This window comes from Adhaeribacter arboris, from assembly GCF_003023845.1.
Classification (GTDB): Bacteria; Bacteroidota; Bacteroidia; order Cytophagales; family Hymenobacteraceae; genus Adhaeribacter; species Adhaeribacter arboris.
Map to the genome: position 1 here is coordinate 4,215,130 of NZ_PYFT01000001.1, position 20,104 is coordinate 4,235,233.

Here is a 20,104-nt window from a genome sequence, read left to right on the forward strand (position 1 = left end):
TTATATCAGAAAATAAGGCCCCTATGCGACTAAGATTTAATCATCTCAATAAATGGGCAGTTTTTGGTTTGAGTTTACTTCTGCTGGGGCATTCTATCAGGGGTGTGGCCCAGGGCAGTTCCAGTTCGCAGCAGAATAAGGTAAGTACGACGCAACTAATTGCACAATTAAATAAAACCATACCCCAATTACTCGATAGTGCTTCTATTCCGGGTTTAGCTATCTCGGTAATTAGAGAGGGCAAAATGGCCTATACCCAGGTTTACGGCGTAAAAAGCACCGAAACCAAGGAGAAAATGGCGATCAATACTATTTTTGAAGCCGCCTCTTTAAGTAAACCGGTTTTTGCCTACGCTTGCTTGCAGTTAATGGAACAAGGGCTCCTAAACCTGGATAAACCCTTGTACACTTACCTGCCTTACCCGGATATTGCCAGAGACGAACGCTACAAAAGAATTACTGCTCGCATGGTATTAAGCCATACTTCCGGTTTCCCGAATTGGCGCAACAACGATTCTTTACGCATTAATTTTGAACCCGGTCAAAAGTTTAGCTATTCCGGCGAAGGTTACGTCTATCTGCAAAAAGTTGTCGAGAAAATTACGGGTAAGCCTTTAAACCAATTAATGGAAGAAAAAGTATTTCGGCCCCTCGGTATGCCCAACAGCAGCTACATTTGGCGTCCCGATTTTGATGCCAAAACAGCCGCGCCGCACGATGCCTTTAACAATGCGTTACCGAAAAATAAACCAACCACTGCCAACGCCGCCGCTTCGTTACACACCACGGCTCCCGATTACGCTGCATTTATTACGGCCGTTTTAAACGGTACCGGCCTGAAAAAGCAAACTTTAACGGCTATGTTCACACCGCAAATTCAGGCTCCGGAAGAAAGAATCAATGCTGCCACTGCTTTATCTAAATCAGTTTCCTGGGGCTTGGGAGTAGGCTTGCAGGAGACACCCGAAGGAAAAGCATTTTGGCATTGGGGCGATAATTATAGTTTCCGGTGTTACGTACTGGCTTACCCGAAAGAAAAAATGAGCGTGGTATATTTTACCAACAGCAATAATGGCTTAAGTGTCGCCAACCGAATTATGCACTTGGTAACCAAGCGGGAACAACCGGCCATTGCCTTTATCGATTACGAACAATATACCAGCCCCGGCTTTTTGTTCCGGCAAGGTATTCCCAAACAAGGAGTAACCGCCGCTATTAAACCTTTCTTAAAGCCCGATAATAAGCCGGATATTGCCGAAGAAGAGCTGAATAGCATTGGTTACCAGTTACTGCGCAGCGGGAAAGTACAAGAAGGGAAAGAAGTGCTGCAATTAAATTTGGAAGCGTACCCGCAATCGGCGAATGTGTACGATAGCTACGCGTATGCCTGTCTGCTAAACGGCGAAAAAGACGCCGCCGCCCAGAATTATTTTAAAGCCTACGCCCTCGACCCCAAAAACAAAGAAGCCAAACAGATTGCTGACCAACTTACCGCGGCGCAAGCACCCAAAGGCAACGCAGAGTTTAAATTAAAAGGTTACGGGACTGCTAAACTAATTACCCTGGCCGGCAGCTTTAACGATTGGAATGCGTACCGTAATTTTTTTGTAAAACAAGGCGACGAATGGGTATGCCGCCTGGATTTAACTCCCGGAAAATACCAATACAAAATAGTAATTGACGGCGACTGGATATTAGACCCTAATAATAAAGAAACTGCCGAAGAAAATGGCTATAAAAATTCGTTGTTAGTGGTAAAGTAAAATTTATTAGGTCTTTTCTTTATCGCTACTACCTAATTAAACTGCTTTCCGGGAGAAGTAACAAATATAAGTTCGGCTTTTAGTTGGGCTTAATGCATAGGACTTCAACCACATTGGCAGGAAGACTAAAATTGCTTAACTTTATTAATTGAAAAAGCAAAACGAACCACTTAATTTCGAGATTGACAAGCTTACTAATTCTATTGAGAACATTGTTACTCGCGACAGTTTTCCGACGGACGTACTAGTACTTTCCAAGGCAGATTTAAAACATATAAGTAAAAGAATAGTTGGGAGTTTGATTGGAAGAATGAATTTAAACAAGCAGATAGAGATATTTATAAATTAACTATCGTTAACAACCTCACTGTTGTTCAAGGACTCAGAAGCCTGACCGAGAAACAAGACCACATTTACTTACACCTTATTGAAAGTGCCCCGTTTAATAAAGGAAAGAATAAAATGTATGCTGGTGTACCAGGGAATTTAGTGGCCTTTGCCTGTAAATTATCTTTCCATAGAGGTCACGATGGCTTTGTATCTTTTCTGGCCAAATTAAGACTGATAGACCATCATCAGCAAACATTGCAAGCGGTACATGTTGGCGGACATTTAATGGTTATAAATACAACTGGTGCACTTAAGCTGATTGACAAGTACTTTACAACTTAAAATTATGGGGCTAATAAAAGAACCTCAAAATATTGACTTTACGGTTGACCCATGACCGTTAATAGAAGAAGAACAGAAAACAATCAGTAACTATATTCAAGCTGAGAAAGCAAAGAACAAGGCAAAAGCAGAAAAAAAAGCATTAAGCTCAATAAAACCTTTCCAGCAGGCAGGTTAACATTTGACAGTTACTGCTATTACCTTTCGATAGGCTGATAAGGATAGTTGCAGAAGCGAACAATAGATTGTACTACAACCGGACAGTTTCACCCAAAATACGCACAAACAGTATATTAACTGATTAATAATCAGCAGATTATATTATTGGCATTGTTCTTATTGTTAATTCAGGGTCTATTCCCGGCAGTATTTGTTCCGGAAAAGAAGCATTATCCGGTACTCTTAATCTGATACATTATGCTCCAGCACACCTTACTCCTGGCCTACCGCAGCTTTTTGCGGTTTAAAAGTACGTTTCTCATTAATTTGATTGGTTTGTCTACGGGCATGGCTTGTACTTTATTCATTTACCTTTGGGTAAACAGCGAAGTACACGTTGATAAATTCCACGCGAAAGATGAACGGCTTTTCCAGGTAATGGAGCGCCGGCAAAACGCGGATGATATTATCATGAGTGAAATGACCTCCGGCCCGGTAGCAGAAACGTTGGTGGAAGAAATGCCGGAGGTAGAATACGCGGCGGCGGTAATGCATTATTCGTGGTTTCCCAAATTTACCCTTTCTATCGGCGAAGAGGATCGCCAGGCCTTTAAGGGAACCGGACAATTTGCCAGCCAGGACTTTTTCCAGGTTTTTTCCTACGGCCTTATTCAGGGCCAGGCCAAAGACGTATTGCGCGATAAAAACGCGATTGTGCTATCGGAAGAACTGGCGCAAAAATTATTTCACACCACGCAAAATGCGGTGGGCAAAACCATGGTTTGGAAAGTGGGCCCTTTAAAAAAGCCCGTAATCGTTACAGGTATTTTTAAGGATGTTCCGGCTAATTCTTCCGAACAGTTTGATTTTTTATTGTCTTTTGAAGCCTGGAAAGATATCAATCCCGGCGTTTTAGAATGGGGAAATAATGGCACGCATACCTATGCGGTTTTAAAAGCCGGCGCTAACCCGGAACAGTTTAATAGTAAAATTACGAACCTGTTAGCTAGCAAAGTAGGCAGTACAAACCGGCAACTGTTGCTGAAGCCCTATTCGCAGAAGTATTTATATGGTCACTACGAAAATGGGGTACAAACGGGCGGCAGAATTGTGTACGTCAAGCTCTTTTCGGTTATTGCTCTGTTTATTCTCCTGATTGCCTGCATTAATTTCATGAATCTTTCTACGGCCAAAGCCAGCAGCCGAACCAAAGAAATAGGGGTGAAAAAAGTAATGGGCGCTACCCGCAACACGCTTGTTTGGCAATATTTGAGCGAGTCGCTGCTCATGGCTTTTATATCTTTGGGGGTAGCCCTTTTACTGGTTGTTTTGTTACTACCGGCTTTCAATCAGATTACCGACAAACAGCTAACTCTTACCCCAAGCCTCCCCTTCATCCTGGCGATTTTAATGGTTACCTTATGCACCGGCTTGATCGCCGGCAGTTATCCCGCCTTATATTTATCTGGGTTTAATCCGGTAGCGGTATTAAAAGGAAAGCTGCAAACTGTATTAGGGGAAGTGTTAATCCGTAAAGGATTAGTGGTGTTTCAGTTCTCGTTGTCGGTTATTTTAATTGTGGCGGTGTTGGTGGTATACCGGCAAATTGGGTATATCCAAACCAAACAGTTAGGCTACGACAAAGACAATATTATTTATTTTGACCGGCAGGGCAAACTCTACGAAAATTTGGAAGCATTTCTGGCCGCCGTAAAAAATACACCGGGCGTGGTAAATGCCTCCAGCATTAGCAGCAGTATTATTGGCAGCCACAATACAACGGGCGGTCTGGACTGGGAAGGTAAAAATCCGAACGAAAGTATCGATTTCGAATTAGTAAGCGTGAATTACGACCTGCTTCAAATGTTGGGTATTCAAATGGCCGCCGGAAGAGCTTTTTCCAAAAATTTCGCTACCGATAATACCAAAATCATTTTTAATGAAGCGGCCATTACTGCCATGGGATTAAAAGACCCGGTGGGTAAAAATATTAACCTCTGGGGTACAAATATGGAGATTGTGGGAGTAGCGAAAGATTTTCATTTTGAATCGCTCCACGAAAATGTGAAACCCTTGTTTTTTAGATTAGAGCCTCCGCAAACCAATACCATAATGGTAAAAACCAGGGCGGGGCAAACCAAAGCAGTTATCGGTAAACTTCGCCACTTGTACGAAGAATTTAATCCCGGCTTTACTTTCGATTATACCTTTCTGGACCAGGATTTTCAGGCGCAATACGTAGCCGAACAAAGGGTGGCCATCCTTTCCCGTTACTTTGCCGGTTTGGCTATTCTTATTTCGTGCCTGGGTTTATTTGGTTTAGCCGCTTTTACCGCCGAACGTCGCCGCAAAGAGATTGGGGTACGGAAAGTATTAGGAGCCAGCCGCTTCAGCATTGTGTACTTATTATCCGGCGACTTTACTAAACTGGTGGTAATTTCTATTGGTGTTGCGTTGCCAGTTAGCTACCTCATTGTAAAAAATTGGTTGCAGGATTTTGAATACCGGGTAGCTTTAGAATGGTGGTACTTTATAGGAGCTGGTTTGGCTGCATTAGTAATTGCCTGGCTAACGGTGAGCACGCAGGCCGTAAAAGCGGCCTCGGCAAACCCCACGCAGAGCCTAAAAGATGAGTAAACGCGGAGTTAACGTAAACGAGTTTGGCGAACAAGCTAATTGCTTTTGGCGAGAATAGCCGAACCAATAGAATACAGACAAAAAGAGAATGCCCGGACGTTAAAAAAAGCGTCCGGGCATTCTCTTTTTTTTAAAATTTTACTTTTTCGCGGTTCGTTCTATTTCACGAAGGTTTTCCATTTTTTTGTTGCGCAGGAAACCGTTAATATCTTCGAAGTGCTCTTTAATGCGTTTGTTACCAAATTCAAATACTTTGGTCGCCAGGCCATCCAGAAAATCGCGGTCGTGCGATACCAGGATCAAAGTGCCGTCGAAGGCTTTCAGCGCGTCTTTCAGGATGTCTTTGGTTTTAATGTCCAGGTGGTTGGTCGGCTCATCCAGAATCAATAAATTAACCGGCTGCAGTAGTAATTTAATCATGGCCAAACGGGTTTTCTCGCCACCCGAAAGCACCTTTACTTTTTTCTCGATGGTATCGCCGCTAAACATAAAAGCGCCCAGAATATTTTTAATGTTGGTGCGCACGTCGCCCACGGCAATCTGGTCAATGGTTTGGAAAACAGTGAGTTCGCCATCGAGTAAAGCGGCCTGGTTCTGAGCAAAATAGCCGATCATGGCATTGTGGCCCAGATGCAATTTGCCCTCGTACTCTATTTCGCCCATAATGGCTTTCACCAACGTCGATTTACCTTCGCCGTTTTTGCCCACAAAAGCTACTTTCTGGCCCCGCTCAATGGTAAGCGAAGCATCCTGAAAAACCGTGTGGTCACCGTATTTCTTGGTGAGATGATCTACGATCACGGGGTAATTACCGGAACGCGGCGCGGGCGGAAATTTTAAATTTAAATGCGAGGTATCTACTTCGTCTACCTCAATCAGTTCTATTTTCTCCAGCATTTTTACCCGCGATTGTACCTGTAAGGTTTTGGAATAAGTGCCTTTAAAACGGTCGATAAATCCCTGGATTTCGGCAATTTCTTTCTGCTGGTCTTCGAACTGGCGCTGCTGTTGCTCCCGTCGCTCTTGCCGCAACTGCAAATACTGGCTGTAATTTACTTTGTAATCGTAAATGCGGCCCATGGTCACCTCAATGGTGCGGTTGGTAATATTATCCACGAACGTTTTATCGTGCGAAATAACCATTACGGCCTTGGCATTATTTACCAGAAATTCTTCGAGCCACTGAATGGATTCAATATCCAGGTGGTTGGTCGGCTCATCGAGCAAAATCAAATCGGGTTGTTGCAGGAGGATTTTGGCCAGTTCAATGCGCATGCGCCAGCCGCCGCTGAACTCCCGGGTAGACCGCAAAAAATCTTCCCGCGTAAAGCCCAACCCCTTGAGCGTTTTCTCTACTTCGGCATCAAAGTTAATTTCTTCGACGGAGTAATATTTTTCGCTGAGCTCCGATACTTGTTCAATAATCGCGTAGTATTCTTCTGATTCGTAATCGGTGCGGGTTTCAAGTTGGGCATTCAGCTCGTCCATCTCGGTTTTCATAGCCAGAATTTTACCGAAAGCTTTGGACGCCTCTTCAAATACGGTGCAATCGTCTTCGGTGAGTAAATGCTGCGGCAAATAAGCGATTACGGCATCTTTGGGCGCCGATACTTTGCCCCGGGTGGGTTTACTTTCGCCGGCAATAATTTTAAGTAAGGTTGATTTTCCCGCCCCATTTTTGCCCATTAAGGCAATGCGGTCCGTCTCGTTGATATTAAAACCCACATTGCTAAAAAGAGGTGCCCCGTTGAACTCTACACTAACCGAATCTACTGAAATCATGATACTTATAAATGAGGCCGCAAAGATACTCGTATTTTTACTTTCTTGCGTTATCCTCCGGTAAGTAAAGTACGTTCGAAATTATCTAAAGCCCTTTCGGCCAGTTTAAAGCCAAAAAATGCTTAAACTTGGCGGTGATTTGGATTTATTTGCGGTGTAAAATACAAATATTGACAGGTATATTTCAAGTGACTACAAAAAGTACGATAAAACTTTCGCCTATTTAAGAGCTGACAACAAGGCAGATCGGCTGCACAACCGGCAGTTTGTAAGATCAGTACCGGACGGTAAGCCGAACAGCTTCTAGCAGGTTTTCACATTCATTCAATTACTGCTCTGTCATCTACTTTACAGGTAAAACAGTCCTTCACTGACTTTAGGAATAACATCACGGGCAGTATCGTTTATAAACAATCCTCGATTTGGTTATAAAAATCCGCAATTAGGTTACGTCTTACTCCTTACCTCTGATGACATTTGTTGCATAATCTCAAAATTAAAAATTAACAAAATGAATAACGAACGTATTGCCCTGGTTACCGGGGCGAATCAAGGGGTGGGCTTTCAGGTGGCCAAAGAGCTGGTGGCAAACGGCCACCAAGTGTTTATCGGGTCACGTAACCTCCAGCGGGGGGAAGCCGCGGCCAAGGAGATTAGCGAGGGCGCTATCCCGCTCCAACTCGATGTAACAGACCGGGCTTCCATTGCGGCTGCGGCAGAGCGGATACGCACCGAGTTTGGCCGCCTCGACCTGTTGGTTAACAACGCAGCTATTTCAAATACGCGCATGCAGCAGTTGGGCCTGTCCCTTCGCGAGTACGCCCAGATTACCTTAGCGAGCAATGCCTCCCTCGATGAAGTAAAAGAAATTTGGGAAACCAACGTATTCGGGGTACTCGCTGTTTATCAGGCGATGTTGCCGCTCCTGCGCCAGTCGGAAGACGCTCGTATCGTCAATGTATCGAGCGGTGTCGGCTCCCTTGCCACCAATGCAGACCCGGCTTTCCCTTACCGCGCCTTTTACAGTGTGGGGTATTCCGCCTCGAAAACGGCTCTGAATGCCGTAACCCTGGCGATGATGGTGGAGTTAGAGTCTACCAACATAAAAATCAATTTAGTTTCACCGGGCTTCACCAAGACGAACCTCAACGGATTTGAGGGTATGGAATCTATCGAAGAGGGTTCCCGCGAAGTGGTGCGGGTGGCGCTACTCGGCGCAGACGGTCCGTCAGGCACATACACGATGTGGGAAAATACCACCATCCCGTGGTAGTATGGTGTTAGCGGGTTTCATGAAGAATAAAATTTCAAAAGGGAAAAAGAGAAAAATATTTCGTACAAACTGGAATCTTTATTTTGCTTTAAACCGGATGCCGTCCTTACCGAGCCTTGACAAAAATAAGCGACAGAGAAGACCCGGATGGGCAATCCGTTGACGTACAATCAACCTTCTCATTCTGGCTACGAAATTCCCTGGTTAGGTTACATTTAACAAATAATCCCTGCTGAATTTTGTACCTCACAATTAAATAAATAGAAAATGAAAAAAGCGTTAATTACAGGAGCCAATAAGAGCATTGGTTTTGAAATTGCCAGACAGCTACTGCAAAAAGGTTATCACGTTTATTTAGGTAGCAGAAAATTAGAAAACGGGGCAGAGGCAGTAGAAAAGCTCAAAGCCGAAGGTCTTGCAGCAGTTAAAGCCGTACAAATTGATGTAAGCAATACTGCATCTGTAAAAGCGGCTCGTGCTGAAATAGGCAAAAAAACAGAAGTGCTTGATGTGCTTATAAACAACGCCGGTATTAATGGTGGGATGCCGCAAACAGCATTAACTGCTGATGCTGACATTATGAATGAAGTTTATAATACCAACGTTTTTGGTGTGGTAAGAGTTACCCAGGCTTTTATTGATTTGCTAAGAAAATCTGATCAACCCCGTATTGTAAATGTTTCATCAAGCCAAGGTTCTCTTACTTTGCATAGCGATCCTACATCGAAATACTATAACCATAAGGGAGCTACTTACCATCCTTCGAAATCCGCATTAAATATGTACACCATCAATTTGGCTTACGAATTACGTGATACGAATTTCAAAGTGAACGCTGTTGACCCAGGCTTTACTGCTACAGATTTTAATAATCACCGGGGAACTGGTACTGTTGAAGAGGCGGGAGCCCGGATAGTAAAATACGCTACGGTTGATGCCAGTGGGCCAACCGGTAAGTTTTTCAGTGAAGAGATTAATCCTGAAACCGGAGTAATTCCGTGGTAGAATTTATCATAATTATTTTTTACTCTTTGGTAAAAACTCAACGCAGCTAGCATTTATACCTTACGAACGTTAGCCATGACGATTATTACACTCTCCATAATGGTATTTAGTCTAATGCCTTTATACCTAAATTATTGGGAACCAGAACAAAACAATAATTAATAATCCCACAAAATGGACAAGAGCATCCCTCGTAGATTTAAATCAATATCTGAATTTAATCGGGCATTCGGGCAACCCAAACCTTTGCACCCGTTGATAAGCTTGATAGATATTAAAAACACGAACATTTTGCCAGACGAGTTATTTAGCTCGTTTATTTTAGATTTCTACAAAATTGCCTATAAGACAAACGTTCATGGGAAAGCAAAATATGGCCAGAACTATTATGACTTTGGCGAAGGCGGCTTAATATTTTCCGCGCCAAACCAAGTTTTTGAAAGACCTGAAACTGGAAAATCGGGCAATGCATTGCTTATTCATCCTGATTTTTTGCTTACTTATCCCTTAGCCAAGAAAATAAAACAGTATGGCTTCTTTTCCTACGCAGCAAATGAAGCCTTGCATTTATCAGACAGTGAAAAGGAAACCATCCTGACTATTTTTAAAATAATTGATGATGAATTAAAAAGCAGGATAGATGATTTCAGCCAGGATGTAATTATATCGCAAATTGAATTGCTGTTGAATTATAGCAATCGTTTTTACAAGCGGCAATTCATCACCCGTAAAGCAGTAAATAGCGACGTGTTACAAAATTTAGAGAAATTGTTAGATGATTATTTCAACAATGAGAAATCATTGCTGCAAGGTATTCCAACGGTGCAATTTCTTGCGGAAAACTTAAATATTTCAGCAAGCTATTTAAGCGATATGTTGCGCTCCCTTACCGGACAAAATGCACAACAACACATTCACAACAGACTTATGGAGAAAGCGAAAGAATTATTATCTGCCACTAATTTAACGGTTGCAGAAGTTGCCTATCAGCTTGGTTTCGAATATCCGCAATCGTTTAGTAAATTCTTTAAGACAAAGGCAAAGTTTTCACCTTTAGAATTCAGACAATCCTTTAACTAATCCTGCTAAAAACAGGCAACAACCAAAGACACAGCTGGGCCATTCTTTTGATCTATTATTGGCTTTCTCATTTTGACTACAAAATTCCTCAGTTAGATTACATACGACGAATAACATTTCCTGAATTTTGCCTCTCACCATTAAAAACAAGCAGAAAATGAATATCAGCAATAATACCATCCTTATTACCGGTGGCACCAGTGGCTTAGGGCTTGAATTTACCAGGCAATTAGTTGATTGGGGAAATACCGTCCTCGTAACCGGCAGAGACCTTTCCAAACTGGGGAAGACCAAAAAAATCTTTCCCCAAGTGCATATTTTTCAAAGCGACGTAAGCGACCCAAAAGCAATCCGTGAACTTTATGAGAGGGTAATCACGCAATTTCCAAACCTTAATGTATTAATAAATAATGCAGGCGAAATGCGAAAAATAAACCTGCACGACGTTTCGTATGATTTGGAGAATATTACCAGAGAAATTGAAATTAATTTATCGGGGCCCATTCGTATGGTACAGCAGTTTTTGCCCCATTTAAAAACGCAAAAAGCCGCGGCCATTTTAAACGTAACATCAGGGATTGCCCTCATCCCATTTCCCATCTCGCCCATTTACGGTGCTTCAAAGTCCGGGCTTCGGTCTTATACAAAGTCTTTGCGTATTCAAATGAAAAACACTAGCGTCAAGGTTTTCGAGTTAGTGGCACCAGGGGCAAAAACCCCTTTGAATGATAAATTTGAAAAAGACGTTGACCCTAAAACATTGATGGACCCCGGCAAATTAGTTGCCATTGCTATAAAAGGTATAGAAAATGACACTTTAGACATTTATCCCGGTCTTGCCAAACTCCTAAAAATAGCCAGCAGGGTTGCACCCGGCTTTTTATTGCAACAACTTAGCAAGCCGGTCGACAAAATGCAATTAGACCAATAAGGCAAATTAGCCAAACGCTAATAAATAGCGTACTGGAAAGTTGCCATAAACAAAATATAAAAGTAGCGAACGTTAAAATTTTAGCTTTAAATTAAAAACATGGTAGTCAAAAAAAATGTGTCGCTTAAGGACATTTTAAGCTTTGCCGGCCATCATTTTATTTGGTTTACTGCCTGGTCCGTAAGTGTTGCTTGTTTGTATTATTTTACAGACCTTAAGCAATTTTCAATTCCCTGGCTACCCTTGTCTTTGATAGGTACGGCGGTAGCCTTTTACGTGGGTTTTAAAAACAACCAGGCTTATGACAGAGTATGGGAAGGTCGTAAAATTTGGGGTAGCATTGTAAATAGTAGCAGAAGCTGGGGTAGTATGGTGAAGCATTTTGCAAATAATCAGCATACTACTCAACCCAGATACCAGGACGAAATCAATGCACTTAAAGAAAAAATTATTTACCGTCATATTGCCTGGGTGTATACTTTACGCAGCCAATTGCTTATTAATACAGACTGGGAACACGTAAACTTAAAAGGTAGTTACGGTAAATTGGGACAGCAACGGCAAAAAAAATTCGGTACTGGGCTCTTTGAAGATGGAATAATGGAAACCAACCTTTCTGACTACTTGCCCAAAGAGGAACTGGCACTACTTGATAATTTTGAAAACACTGCTACGCACATTATAGACAAACAAGCCGAAGAATTAACCAAACTTAGAAGCCTCAATTTAATTGACGATTTTAGGCACATGGAGTTGCAAAAAATACTGAACGAATTTTACGCTTTCCAGGGCATGGCGGAGCGGATAAAAAAATTTCCCTTGCCACGCCAATATGCAAACGCCAGTTTCATTTTTGTATGCCTGTTTATATTTATGTTGCCATTTGGTATGGTGTCGGAATTTTCGAAACTGGGCAACTGGGGAATTTGGCTTTCCGTTCCGTTCATGGTAATAGTAGGATGGATATTTGTGGTTATGGAATTAGTAGGCGATTACTCCGAAAATCCGTTTGAAGGACTTGCTACTGATGTGCCCATGCTCTCCATCTGCAGAACAATAGAAATAGACTTGTTGCAAATGCTTGGCAAAAAAGACATTCCAAAACCAATACAAGCAAAAAACGGCATTCTGATGTAACTCCACTTAATTGGCCGAAACGAAGAAACCAGCGGCTAACAGCAGTTTGCTAATAAGATAGCAGGCCGTTTAAATGTTAACCGTTCCTTCAATTTAGCTTCATGTACGACAAAAGACTAGCTATTATATATAGATTAATAAATATTATATATTAATTCTATTTATAATCACTCTAAGCACCAGCTGCCAACACGGGTTTGGCGCAAGCGGGGCTGAAGAACAAGGGCTGAACTTCTTATCGCTATTCATCAGCAGTACACGGGCCAAGCTGACGGAATGCTGTTTTCCCGCCTGTGTCAAGCCCTAATCCGTAACATGTATTCAGCTAACAGGTGTTAGATACGCGTAATAATATCAGATACATATCAGGAGCGCATAATTTGATAATAAACGAATTTAAAAACGAGTTCGTAGATGGGGGATAAGAAATAGCATTAAATGACGGCTCAAGAATTAAAAACAGATATCCAGAAAGTACTGGACAACGTTCCGGAGAATCTTTTAGCAGCGGTTCTTTCTTATTGGCAAGAAGTACAGAAAAGAACCGCTGCTGATTTTAATAATGCGCAGCATCTGAAAAAATATTAACGGAAGACAGCGAGCTTCTTCAGAAGCTTGCTCAATGATTCGTATGAAAGAAGTGGAGCAAATGCATAATTTGTTAATAGAAGAATTTGGGAGAGCCAAAAGGCCAGAGATTTTAGAGCATTAAACGCCGCCAATAACTATTTCAAATCTTAGTTTCTAAATTTTTCATTCTCCCTGTAATATTCTACTAACCTAGTCGTCTTTGTGATTGACTCCCCTACAGGCCGGAGCATGTTTTTCGGCAGATCCCGTACCCAGAAGTATAGATTATTAATGTACAGCAAAAGATTACAGGCAACCTCGCACATGTTTTTAGAATCTGCTAGTAAAGAATAAGCAACAACTCATTTCTTAAAAAATCTAAAAAATAAAACCATGAAAATTTATTTAGCGCTCTTATTATTTGGCCTTGGTTTTACGGTAAATGCCCAGATTAAAACCGGTCAAGAACCTTACCTTACTAAATCCCTGGCTAAGGAATCCATAAAAGAAGTAGAAGTAAAAACCTCGGGCGGCAGCATTGCCGTTACGGGTGGCAACGCTGCCGATGCCCGCGTGGAAGTATTCGTCAACAGCAACCGGGAACGCTCCGGCCAAACTCTAAGCAAAGAAGAAATTCAGCAACGGCTAACCGCCGATTATGACCTTACCCTAAGTGCCAGCAACGGTAAGCTTATTGCCCGGGCCCGGCCAAAAGAAAAAGATATGGACTGGAAACGGGGTCTGAATATTTCATTCCGGGTATTTGTACCGCAAAACGTTTCTACGGAGTTAACTACCAGCGGGGGTGGTATACAGTTAGCCAATATTTCGGGGGAGCAGCATTTTACCACCAGCGGCGGCGACTTACAAATTGACCGGGTAAGCGGCCGAACTAAAGGCAGTACTTCCGGCGGGAGTATTCACCTGAAAAATTCAAAAGATAATATAGATTTAAACACCAGCGGCGGCGACATTGAGGCCACGGATTGCACCGGCGATATGCGGCTCGCTACCTCGGGCGGCTCTTTGCAGTTAACTAATTTAAACGGAATAGTAGAAGCCAGTACCTCAGGCGGCGACGTGAATGGCCGTAATATTACCGGCGAATTAAGTGCCCGTACGTCGGGCGGCGATATTGATTTGCGCGACCTGGCCTGCACCCTCGAAACTTCTACGAGCGGCGGCAATTTAGAAGTGGCGATTAAAAAGCCCGGCAAATACATTAAACTCAGCAATTCAGGGGGTGATATTTCCCTGCAACTACCCAAAAACATTGCGGCCGACCTGGATTTACAAGCGGATCAGGTGAACGTAGGCAAACTGGACGCCTTTAACGGCACCATCGAAAAAGACGAAGTAAGAGGCAAATTAAACGGCGGCGGCATCCGAATCACCGCCGATGCCGGTAGCGGGAATGTATCGTTGTCGGTCCGGTAACGAGTTATTGCTTCGTTCAATAAAACTCAAAACTTAAGCAGTATATAGCAAGATTTTATATTACTTACGTTTAAACCGTTTTAGAAGAAGCCACAAAGGGATAAAAGTAGAGAACTCAACAAGCGTTCTCTACTTTTATCCCTTTGTGTTTTTACTTGATTTCCCATTACTGAAAGCTAATTCTAGCCTTAGAAAGCCAACTTCTTGTTTTCCCATATTTGTCTTCCAGGAAGACTAGTTTTCCATCTCCTAGTCAGCGCATCCGGTTATTATTCTAATTTTTAGTCTTGGTTACTCACCCAAACATAGTTTCTTTATCTTTACTAAATACTGTTTTAGATATAGCAAGCGGATACACCTTACATAATGCCGATAACCGGAACAGTTGGTACTTCTGGTTGTGCGTAAGTAAAATGTATAAAAGGAAAAGAGGACATAGAAGAAGTTGCTGACCTACAGGAAGCTATTGAATGCGACACCGAAAGTCATAGGATTAAAGAAATAGCAGAGTTATTCATTAATGCAATGAATGACTGGCCTACCTACAACCAGACCAAAATTGCTGACTTTGTTCAAGAGTTAAAGGTCTACTTTGGAAATCCATTGACAATAGACTCCATATATAGAAAAGAACTAGATCCGAAAGATGGTCTTGATCTTTGGCGACATGAGGCTGGGTCTTCCGTAGCTGAAATGATTCACATCTCTACAAGGTTTGAAGGGGAAAGTAACTTTGATAAAATACTACAACAGCTTCTGAATTATTATAAAGTGGTAAAATACCATCGAAAATCCACACCTAAAAAGTACTAAAACGCTTTTTAGCCACGGTCCGTTAGCACCATAGTGAACGACCAGAAACGACACGATAACCGATAAGGTCAGATTTGACTACGACAAAGATAGATCTGACTAAAATTATTTATGTGCTGTTGCAGAACTTTACAGCAACAAAAAATAAGAAAATGAATAGAATATTAGTAACCGGTGCAACGGGCCAACTAGGCAGTGCCGTCATCGAAACCTTGGTAAAAAAAATTCCCGCCAGTCAAATTTCAATCCTTACCCGTAAAGAAGAAAAACGAGTTAAATTTCAAGCGGAAGGCTTCCCTGCGTATTTAGGTGATTATGACGACGTAGATGCTCTTGAAAAAGCCATGGCCGGAGTGGACACCGTTTTACTTATTTCGGCCGGTGACGAAGGTAACCGCAGGCAACAACACCAAAATGTGGTGAACGCTGCCCAAAAAGCCGGGGTAAAAAATATAGCTTATACCAGCCGGTCTTTAAAAAACAGAGCTACTTTAGCCAATAAACTAATGGTGGACCATTTTGAAACAGAAGATTATATTATAGCAAGTGGACTGAAATACGCTTTTTTTAGAAATGTATTGTACCTGGACGCCATACCTTTGTTTATTGGCAAGCAAGCCACCGAAACAGGTATTTCTTTACCGGCCGGCGATGGAAAAGTGGCTTATGCTTTAAGAAGCGAAATGGGCGAAGCAATGGCCCATGTTTTACTGCAGGAAGAATGGGAAAATAAAATTTATAATTTCAACGGCGGCAAAGCGTATTCCTTTTACGATATTGCTGCTGCTCTTACCGAGCTTTCGGGCAAAGAAGTAAAATACACCGCCATGGAAACCACCGCCTTCGAAGGAATGATGAAACAAAGAGGTTTACCCGAACCCGTAATCAAGAAAATTGTTGCTTTTCTAACGGACATTAAACAAAATCAGGAAGCAGAAATCGGCAATGAACTGGCGATTCATTTAGGCCGAAAACCAATAGCACTAAAAGACGGATTAAAAACCTTATTTGGCTTGTAATTGAGATTGTATTATGGCTTCCTTAGCAGCAAATCACTTAAAAACCATTGCCGACTATCATCGGTTTATGGAACTGCCCAAGCCCGAACATCCTTTGGTAAGTGTGGTAAAATTTGAAGACATTAAACGAAAATCCTCGAATTGTCCGGGCAGTATTATTCACAATTTCTATTCTATTGCCCTGAAAAAAAACTTTAATGGAAAATTAAAATATGGGCAACAAGATTTTGATTTTGACGAAGGCGTAATGCACTTTATGTCACCAAAACAAGTTTTGACAATAGAGCCAAACGCACCAGAATTTACGCATTCAGGCTGGCTATTGCTTATTCATCCCGATTTCCTTTGGCATACGGCATTGGCTAAAAATATAAAGCAGTACGAATATTTTAGCTACAACGTAAATGAAGCCCTGCATCTTTCTGAGAAGGAAGAAACGTTGGTAACCGGAATCATGCAAAATATTGCCCTAGAGTATCATACCAGCATCGACAAATACAGTCAGAATGTTATTATTGCGCAAATAGAATTGCTACTAACTTATTCGGAACGTTTTTATCAGCGCCAATTTATTACCCGGAAGATTGTTAATCACAAAATACTTAATCAATTGGAAGACCTGCTTACCAGTTATTTCAAAGACGATAGTTTAATAAAAAAAGGAATTCCATCGGTTCAGTTTATTTCGGACAGGTTACACATTTCTCCCAATTATTTAAGCCGTTTACTTAAAATGCTCACCGGACAAAGCACGAAGCAATTTGCACAAGACAAGTTAATGGACTTAGCTAAAGAAAAATTATCCACTACCAACCTGGCAATTAATGAAATTGCTTACGACTTGGGTTTTGAACATCCTCAATCGTTTAGTAAACTTTTCAAAAGCAAAACCAACTTATCGCCTTTAGAATTTAGGCAGACATTTAACTAAAGAATAGCCCTTACAGCTTACAAAAAAATAGTTTTTCCTTTATCTTTCTAAGCTTGGTTTCATCAAAAGTTTTCGGACAAAATTATAAAGATATTCACCCTGATTCATGTTAAACTTGCTAAGGAAAGCACTTTATTTATATAGGTATATAACTCGTGGTTCGACGGAAAAGCAACCCATATGAAATATTAAACGCTAAAAATACCTTTTCCCATTTTTCTCTCCTGCACGCTAAGCCTTTATGAAAAAATACCAACTGCTTTTCCTTTTTAGTTTTTTAATCTTTGGATTCATCTCCGCCCAAACAAGCCAAAACAACCCAAACAGCAAAACGGAATCGCTTACCATTCAAAAAATTAGCAATCACGTTTACCAGCACACTTCGTTTCTGCAAACCGAAAGCTTTGGTAAAGTTCCGTGCAATGGCATGATTGTTTTTGATAAAACCGAAGCCATTATTTTTGACACTCCCCCCGATAATAAAACCTCTTTAGAATTAATTACTTGGGTAAAAAATAAACTGCATTGTAAAATTAAAGCCATTATTCCCACTCATTTCCATTCCGATTGTTTAGGTGGCTTAGAGGAGTTTCACAAACATAGCATTCCTTCTTACGCGAATAATGAAACCATTGCTATTGCCAAATCTAAAAATATAATCGTGCCGCAAAATGGATTCAACGATTTGCTGGAATTAAAAGTGGGGGACAAAAAAGTGCTGGTCGAGTACTTTGGTCCAGGCCATACTCAAGATAATGTAGTGGGTTACTTTCCGGATGAAAAAATTATGTTCGGGGGTTGTTTAATTAAAGAACTAGGGGCCGGAAAAGGAAATTTAGAAGATGCTAATACTATGGCTTGGCCTATAACCGTAACAAAATTAAAAGAAAAGTACCCCAATACAGCCTTCATTATTCCCGGTCACGGAAAATCAGGCGGCACCGAACTATTAGATTATACGATTAAACTATTTGCGCCAAAGTAAGTTATACAGTAGCCTGATCCAGTTCAGCAATTATTCAATCTCTGCAAAGTAAGTAAAGGTTAAAACGCTTACTCGCTCCGGGCAAAGAGAAAATTTTATCATCACTTCAGAAAAGCTTTTCTCTTAGGGGAGCAGGCATGAGGAAAGAGATTTATCGCCGTTTCAAAGTTTAATGGCGTTTATAGAGTAATACGCCTGCTTTCAATCTAACAAACTAATATTTAGATTCGGGCAATAAAAAATATTGCAATTCCTTAACCGCGTGCTTACCTTAGCTATTCTATCGTTTAAGGAAGTTACCGCTTATTCGTTTTTAAGCGAAGTCATTTAATTATAAAAGGATACCTATTTTGACAAAGATAAAACAGTTTTTGCAGGACTCAGAAACCAAGTCGTTTGACCTGAACCACCGGCGAATTATAAAATATAATATTGGCAAGTATAACCTGGCCGTAAAACAAGGCTTACAACAATATCGCAACCACGAATTGGCGCGCGATCGGGCTTCGTTTATTAAAACCAACGTTATAAATAACCTGGATAAATACCTGGTTGAGTTCGAAAATAATTTCACCCAGCGGGGGGGTAAAGTGATCTGGGCCCAAAACAAGGAAGAAGCTTTGCGCGAAATCGGCCAGATTATGAAGCGCAAACGGGCCAAATCGGTGGTAAAATCTAAATCCATGACGACCGAGGAAATTCATTTAAATGAATTCCTGGAGAAAAACGGCATTGAAACCGTAGAAACCGATTTAGGCGAATACATTGTGCAACTCGCCGAACAGCGGCCTTACCATATTGTAACGCCAGCCATGCACATGTCTAAAAAAGATATTTCGGACTTGTTCGTGAAAAAGCTTAAGATTGCCCCTACCGACGATGCCCAGCAACTGGTTTTAACGGCCCGCCGGTTGATGCGCGATAAATATACGGCCGCCGAGGTAGGTATTACCGGCGGCAATTACCTAATTGCCGATATTGGCGGGGTAGCCGTAACCGAAAACGAAGGCAACGGCCGTTTATCCACCACTTTCCCGAAAACGCACATTGCTATAGTGGGTATTGAGAAAATGATTCCCAGCATTATGGATCTGGATCTGTTCTGGCCTTTGCTGGCTACCAGCGGCACCGGCCAAAACGTTACGGTTTACAATACTATTTTTACCGGCCCGCGGCAACCGCAAGAAAAAGATGGTCCGGAAGAAATGTACGTTATTTTGCTCGATAACGGCCGCACCGATTTATTGGCTTTGCCCGAGAAACGCGAAGCCCTTAATTGTATTCGCTGCGGGGCGTGTTTAAACGTTTGCCCGGTGTACCGCAACATTGGCGGCCATGCCTACGAAACTACTTACAGTGGCCCGATTGGTTCCGTCATTTCGCCGCATTATAACGGCATGGCCGAGCATAAACATTTGAGTTATGCCAGTTCGTTGTGCGGTGCTTGCACCTCGGTATGTCCGGTTAAAATCAACATTCACGAACTATTGCTGCTCAATCGCCAGCAAAGCGTGGCCGAAGGCTTGGCGGATAACCAGGAAAAATTAACTTTTCAGTTGTGGACCAAAGCCATGAAAAACCGGCGTTTGATGGATTTAGTACCGGTGGCCTTAAAAAACATGGCTTTGCGCCTGATTTTAAAAGATACCTGGAGCCGCAAACGCGAGCCCTTACAAGTTGCCCCCAAATCTTTTGGAAAACTTTACAAAGAATACCAGAAGAAAAAATAAAGTCAGCCTATTTCGTCTATAAATTCGGTAAAAAAGCCTCTCGCACGAGAGGCTTTTTTATGTTTCACCCGGAATAGAAAAAGCCTTTAGAGAAATAAAATCGAGTACTTGCGCAGACCCGGAAAGTAGTTAACTTAAGAGCCTAAATCTATCGCCGAAATGAAATGCCCCAGTTTCCTG

General features: G+C 41.8%; 16 protein-coding genes. 15 read left to right on the top strand and 1 reads right to left on the bottom strand.

Annotated features, from left to right (window positions below; translation table 11 throughout):
• The first annotated feature begins 23 nt into the window (after nucleotides 1-23).
• The 3 genes from AHMF7605_RS17290 to AHMF7605_RS17300 all read left to right on the top strand — a co-directional run bounded on the left by AHMF7605_RS17290 (nucleotide 24) and on the right by AHMF7605_RS17300 (nucleotide 5,231).
• Nucleotides 24-1,763, top strand: coding sequence for a serine hydrolase (locus AHMF7605_RS17290; protein WP_106931309.1), 1,740 nt, complete (start codon nucleotides 24-26; stop codon nucleotides 1,761-1,763).
• 462 nt (nucleotides 1,764-2,225) lie between these two features.
• Nucleotides 2,226-2,435 (top strand): hypothetical protein, encoded by a 210-nt coding sequence (locus AHMF7605_RS30565; protein ID WP_233219175.1) that lies wholly within the window; start codon nucleotides 2,226-2,228, stop codon nucleotides 2,433-2,435.
• A 417-nt stretch (nucleotides 2,436-2,852) separates the two neighbouring features.
• Nucleotides 2,853-5,231 (top strand): ABC transporter permease, encoded by a 2,379-nt coding sequence (locus AHMF7605_RS17300; RefSeq protein WP_106931310.1) that lies wholly within the window; start codon nucleotides 2,853-2,855, stop codon nucleotides 5,229-5,231.
• Nucleotides 5,232-5,369: 138 nt separating this feature from the next.
• Here AHMF7605_RS17300 and AHMF7605_RS17305 read toward each other — a convergent pair whose 3' ends face one another.
• Nucleotides 5,370-7,013, bottom strand: coding sequence for an ABC-F family ATP-binding cassette domain-containing protein (locus AHMF7605_RS17305; RefSeq protein WP_106931311.1), 1,644 nt, complete (start codon nucleotides 7,011-7,013; stop codon nucleotides 5,370-5,372).
• Nucleotides 7,014-7,524: 511 nt separating this feature from the next.
• Between AHMF7605_RS17305 and AHMF7605_RS17310 the strand changes: the two genes are divergently transcribed.
• The 12 genes from AHMF7605_RS17310 to AHMF7605_RS17360 all read left to right on the top strand — a co-directional run bounded on the left by AHMF7605_RS17310 (nucleotide 7,525) and on the right by AHMF7605_RS17360 (nucleotide 19,924).
• The gene (locus AHMF7605_RS17310) at nucleotides 7,525-8,286 is read left to right on the top strand and encodes an SDR family NAD(P)-dependent oxidoreductase (protein ID WP_106931312.1); all 762 of its coding nucleotides are present in this window, start codon (nucleotides 7,525-7,527) and stop codon (nucleotides 8,284-8,286) included.
• A 267-nt stretch (nucleotides 8,287-8,553) separates the two neighbouring features.
• Nucleotides 8,554-9,291: an SDR family oxidoreductase gene (locus AHMF7605_RS17315; protein WP_106931313.1), complete on the top strand. Its 738-nt coding sequence runs from the start codon at nucleotides 8,554-8,556 to the stop codon at nucleotides 9,289-9,291.
• A 174-nt stretch (nucleotides 9,292-9,465) separates the two neighbouring features.
• Complete coding sequence (locus AHMF7605_RS17320; RefSeq protein WP_106931314.1) at nucleotides 9,466-10,371, top strand: helix-turn-helix domain-containing protein; 906 nt, start codon at nucleotides 9,466-9,468, stop codon at nucleotides 10,369-10,371.
• Between the two features lie 157 nt (nucleotides 10,372-10,528).
• Nucleotides 10,529-11,302 (top strand): SDR family oxidoreductase, encoded by a 774-nt coding sequence (locus AHMF7605_RS17325; protein ID WP_106931315.1) that lies wholly within the window; start codon nucleotides 10,529-10,531, stop codon nucleotides 11,300-11,302.
• Between the two features lie 99 nt (nucleotides 11,303-11,401).
• A complete protein-coding gene (locus AHMF7605_RS17330; protein WP_106931316.1) occupies nucleotides 11,402-12,439 on the top strand; it encodes a bestrophin family protein in 1,038 nt (345 codons plus the stop codon).
• Nucleotides 12,440-12,877: 438 nt separating this feature from the next.
• On the top strand, nucleotides 12,878-13,027 hold the full coding sequence (locus AHMF7605_RS29825; protein WP_158267544.1) for a hypothetical protein: 150 nt from the start codon (nucleotides 12,878-12,880) through the stop codon (nucleotides 13,025-13,027).
• Between the two features lie 375 nt (nucleotides 13,028-13,402).
• Complete coding sequence (locus AHMF7605_RS17335) at nucleotides 13,403-14,446, top strand: DUF4097 family beta strand repeat-containing protein (protein ID WP_106931317.1); 1,044 nt, start codon at nucleotides 13,403-13,405, stop codon at nucleotides 14,444-14,446.
• A gap of 525 nt (nucleotides 14,447-14,971) precedes the next feature.
• Complete coding sequence (locus AHMF7605_RS17340; RefSeq protein WP_106931318.1) at nucleotides 14,972-15,259, top strand: hypothetical protein; 288 nt, start codon at nucleotides 14,972-14,974, stop codon at nucleotides 15,257-15,259.
• A 152-nt stretch (nucleotides 15,260-15,411) separates the two neighbouring features.
• Nucleotides 15,412-16,278, top strand: coding sequence for an SDR family oxidoreductase (locus AHMF7605_RS17345; RefSeq protein ID WP_106931319.1), 867 nt, complete (start codon nucleotides 15,412-15,414; stop codon nucleotides 16,276-16,278).
• A gap of 13 nt (nucleotides 16,279-16,291) precedes the next feature.
• Nucleotides 16,292-17,209 (top strand): helix-turn-helix domain-containing protein, encoded by a 918-nt coding sequence (locus AHMF7605_RS17350; protein ID WP_106931320.1) that lies wholly within the window; start codon nucleotides 16,292-16,294, stop codon nucleotides 17,207-17,209.
• A gap of 241 nt (nucleotides 17,210-17,450) precedes the next feature.
• Nucleotides 17,451-18,194: a subclass B1 metallo-beta-lactamase gene (gene bla / locus AHMF7605_RS17355; protein ID WP_106931321.1), complete on the top strand. Its 744-nt coding sequence runs from the start codon at nucleotides 17,451-17,453 to the stop codon at nucleotides 18,192-18,194.
• A 350-nt stretch (nucleotides 18,195-18,544) separates the two neighbouring features.
• Nucleotides 18,545-19,924 carry a LutB/LldF family L-lactate oxidation iron-sulfur protein gene (locus tag AHMF7605_RS17360; protein WP_106931322.1) on the top strand — a complete coding sequence of 460 codons (1,380 nt, stop codon included), beginning with the start codon at nucleotides 18,545-18,547 and terminating at the stop codon, nucleotides 19,922-19,924.
• Nucleotides 19,925-20,104 lie beyond the last annotated feature (180 nt).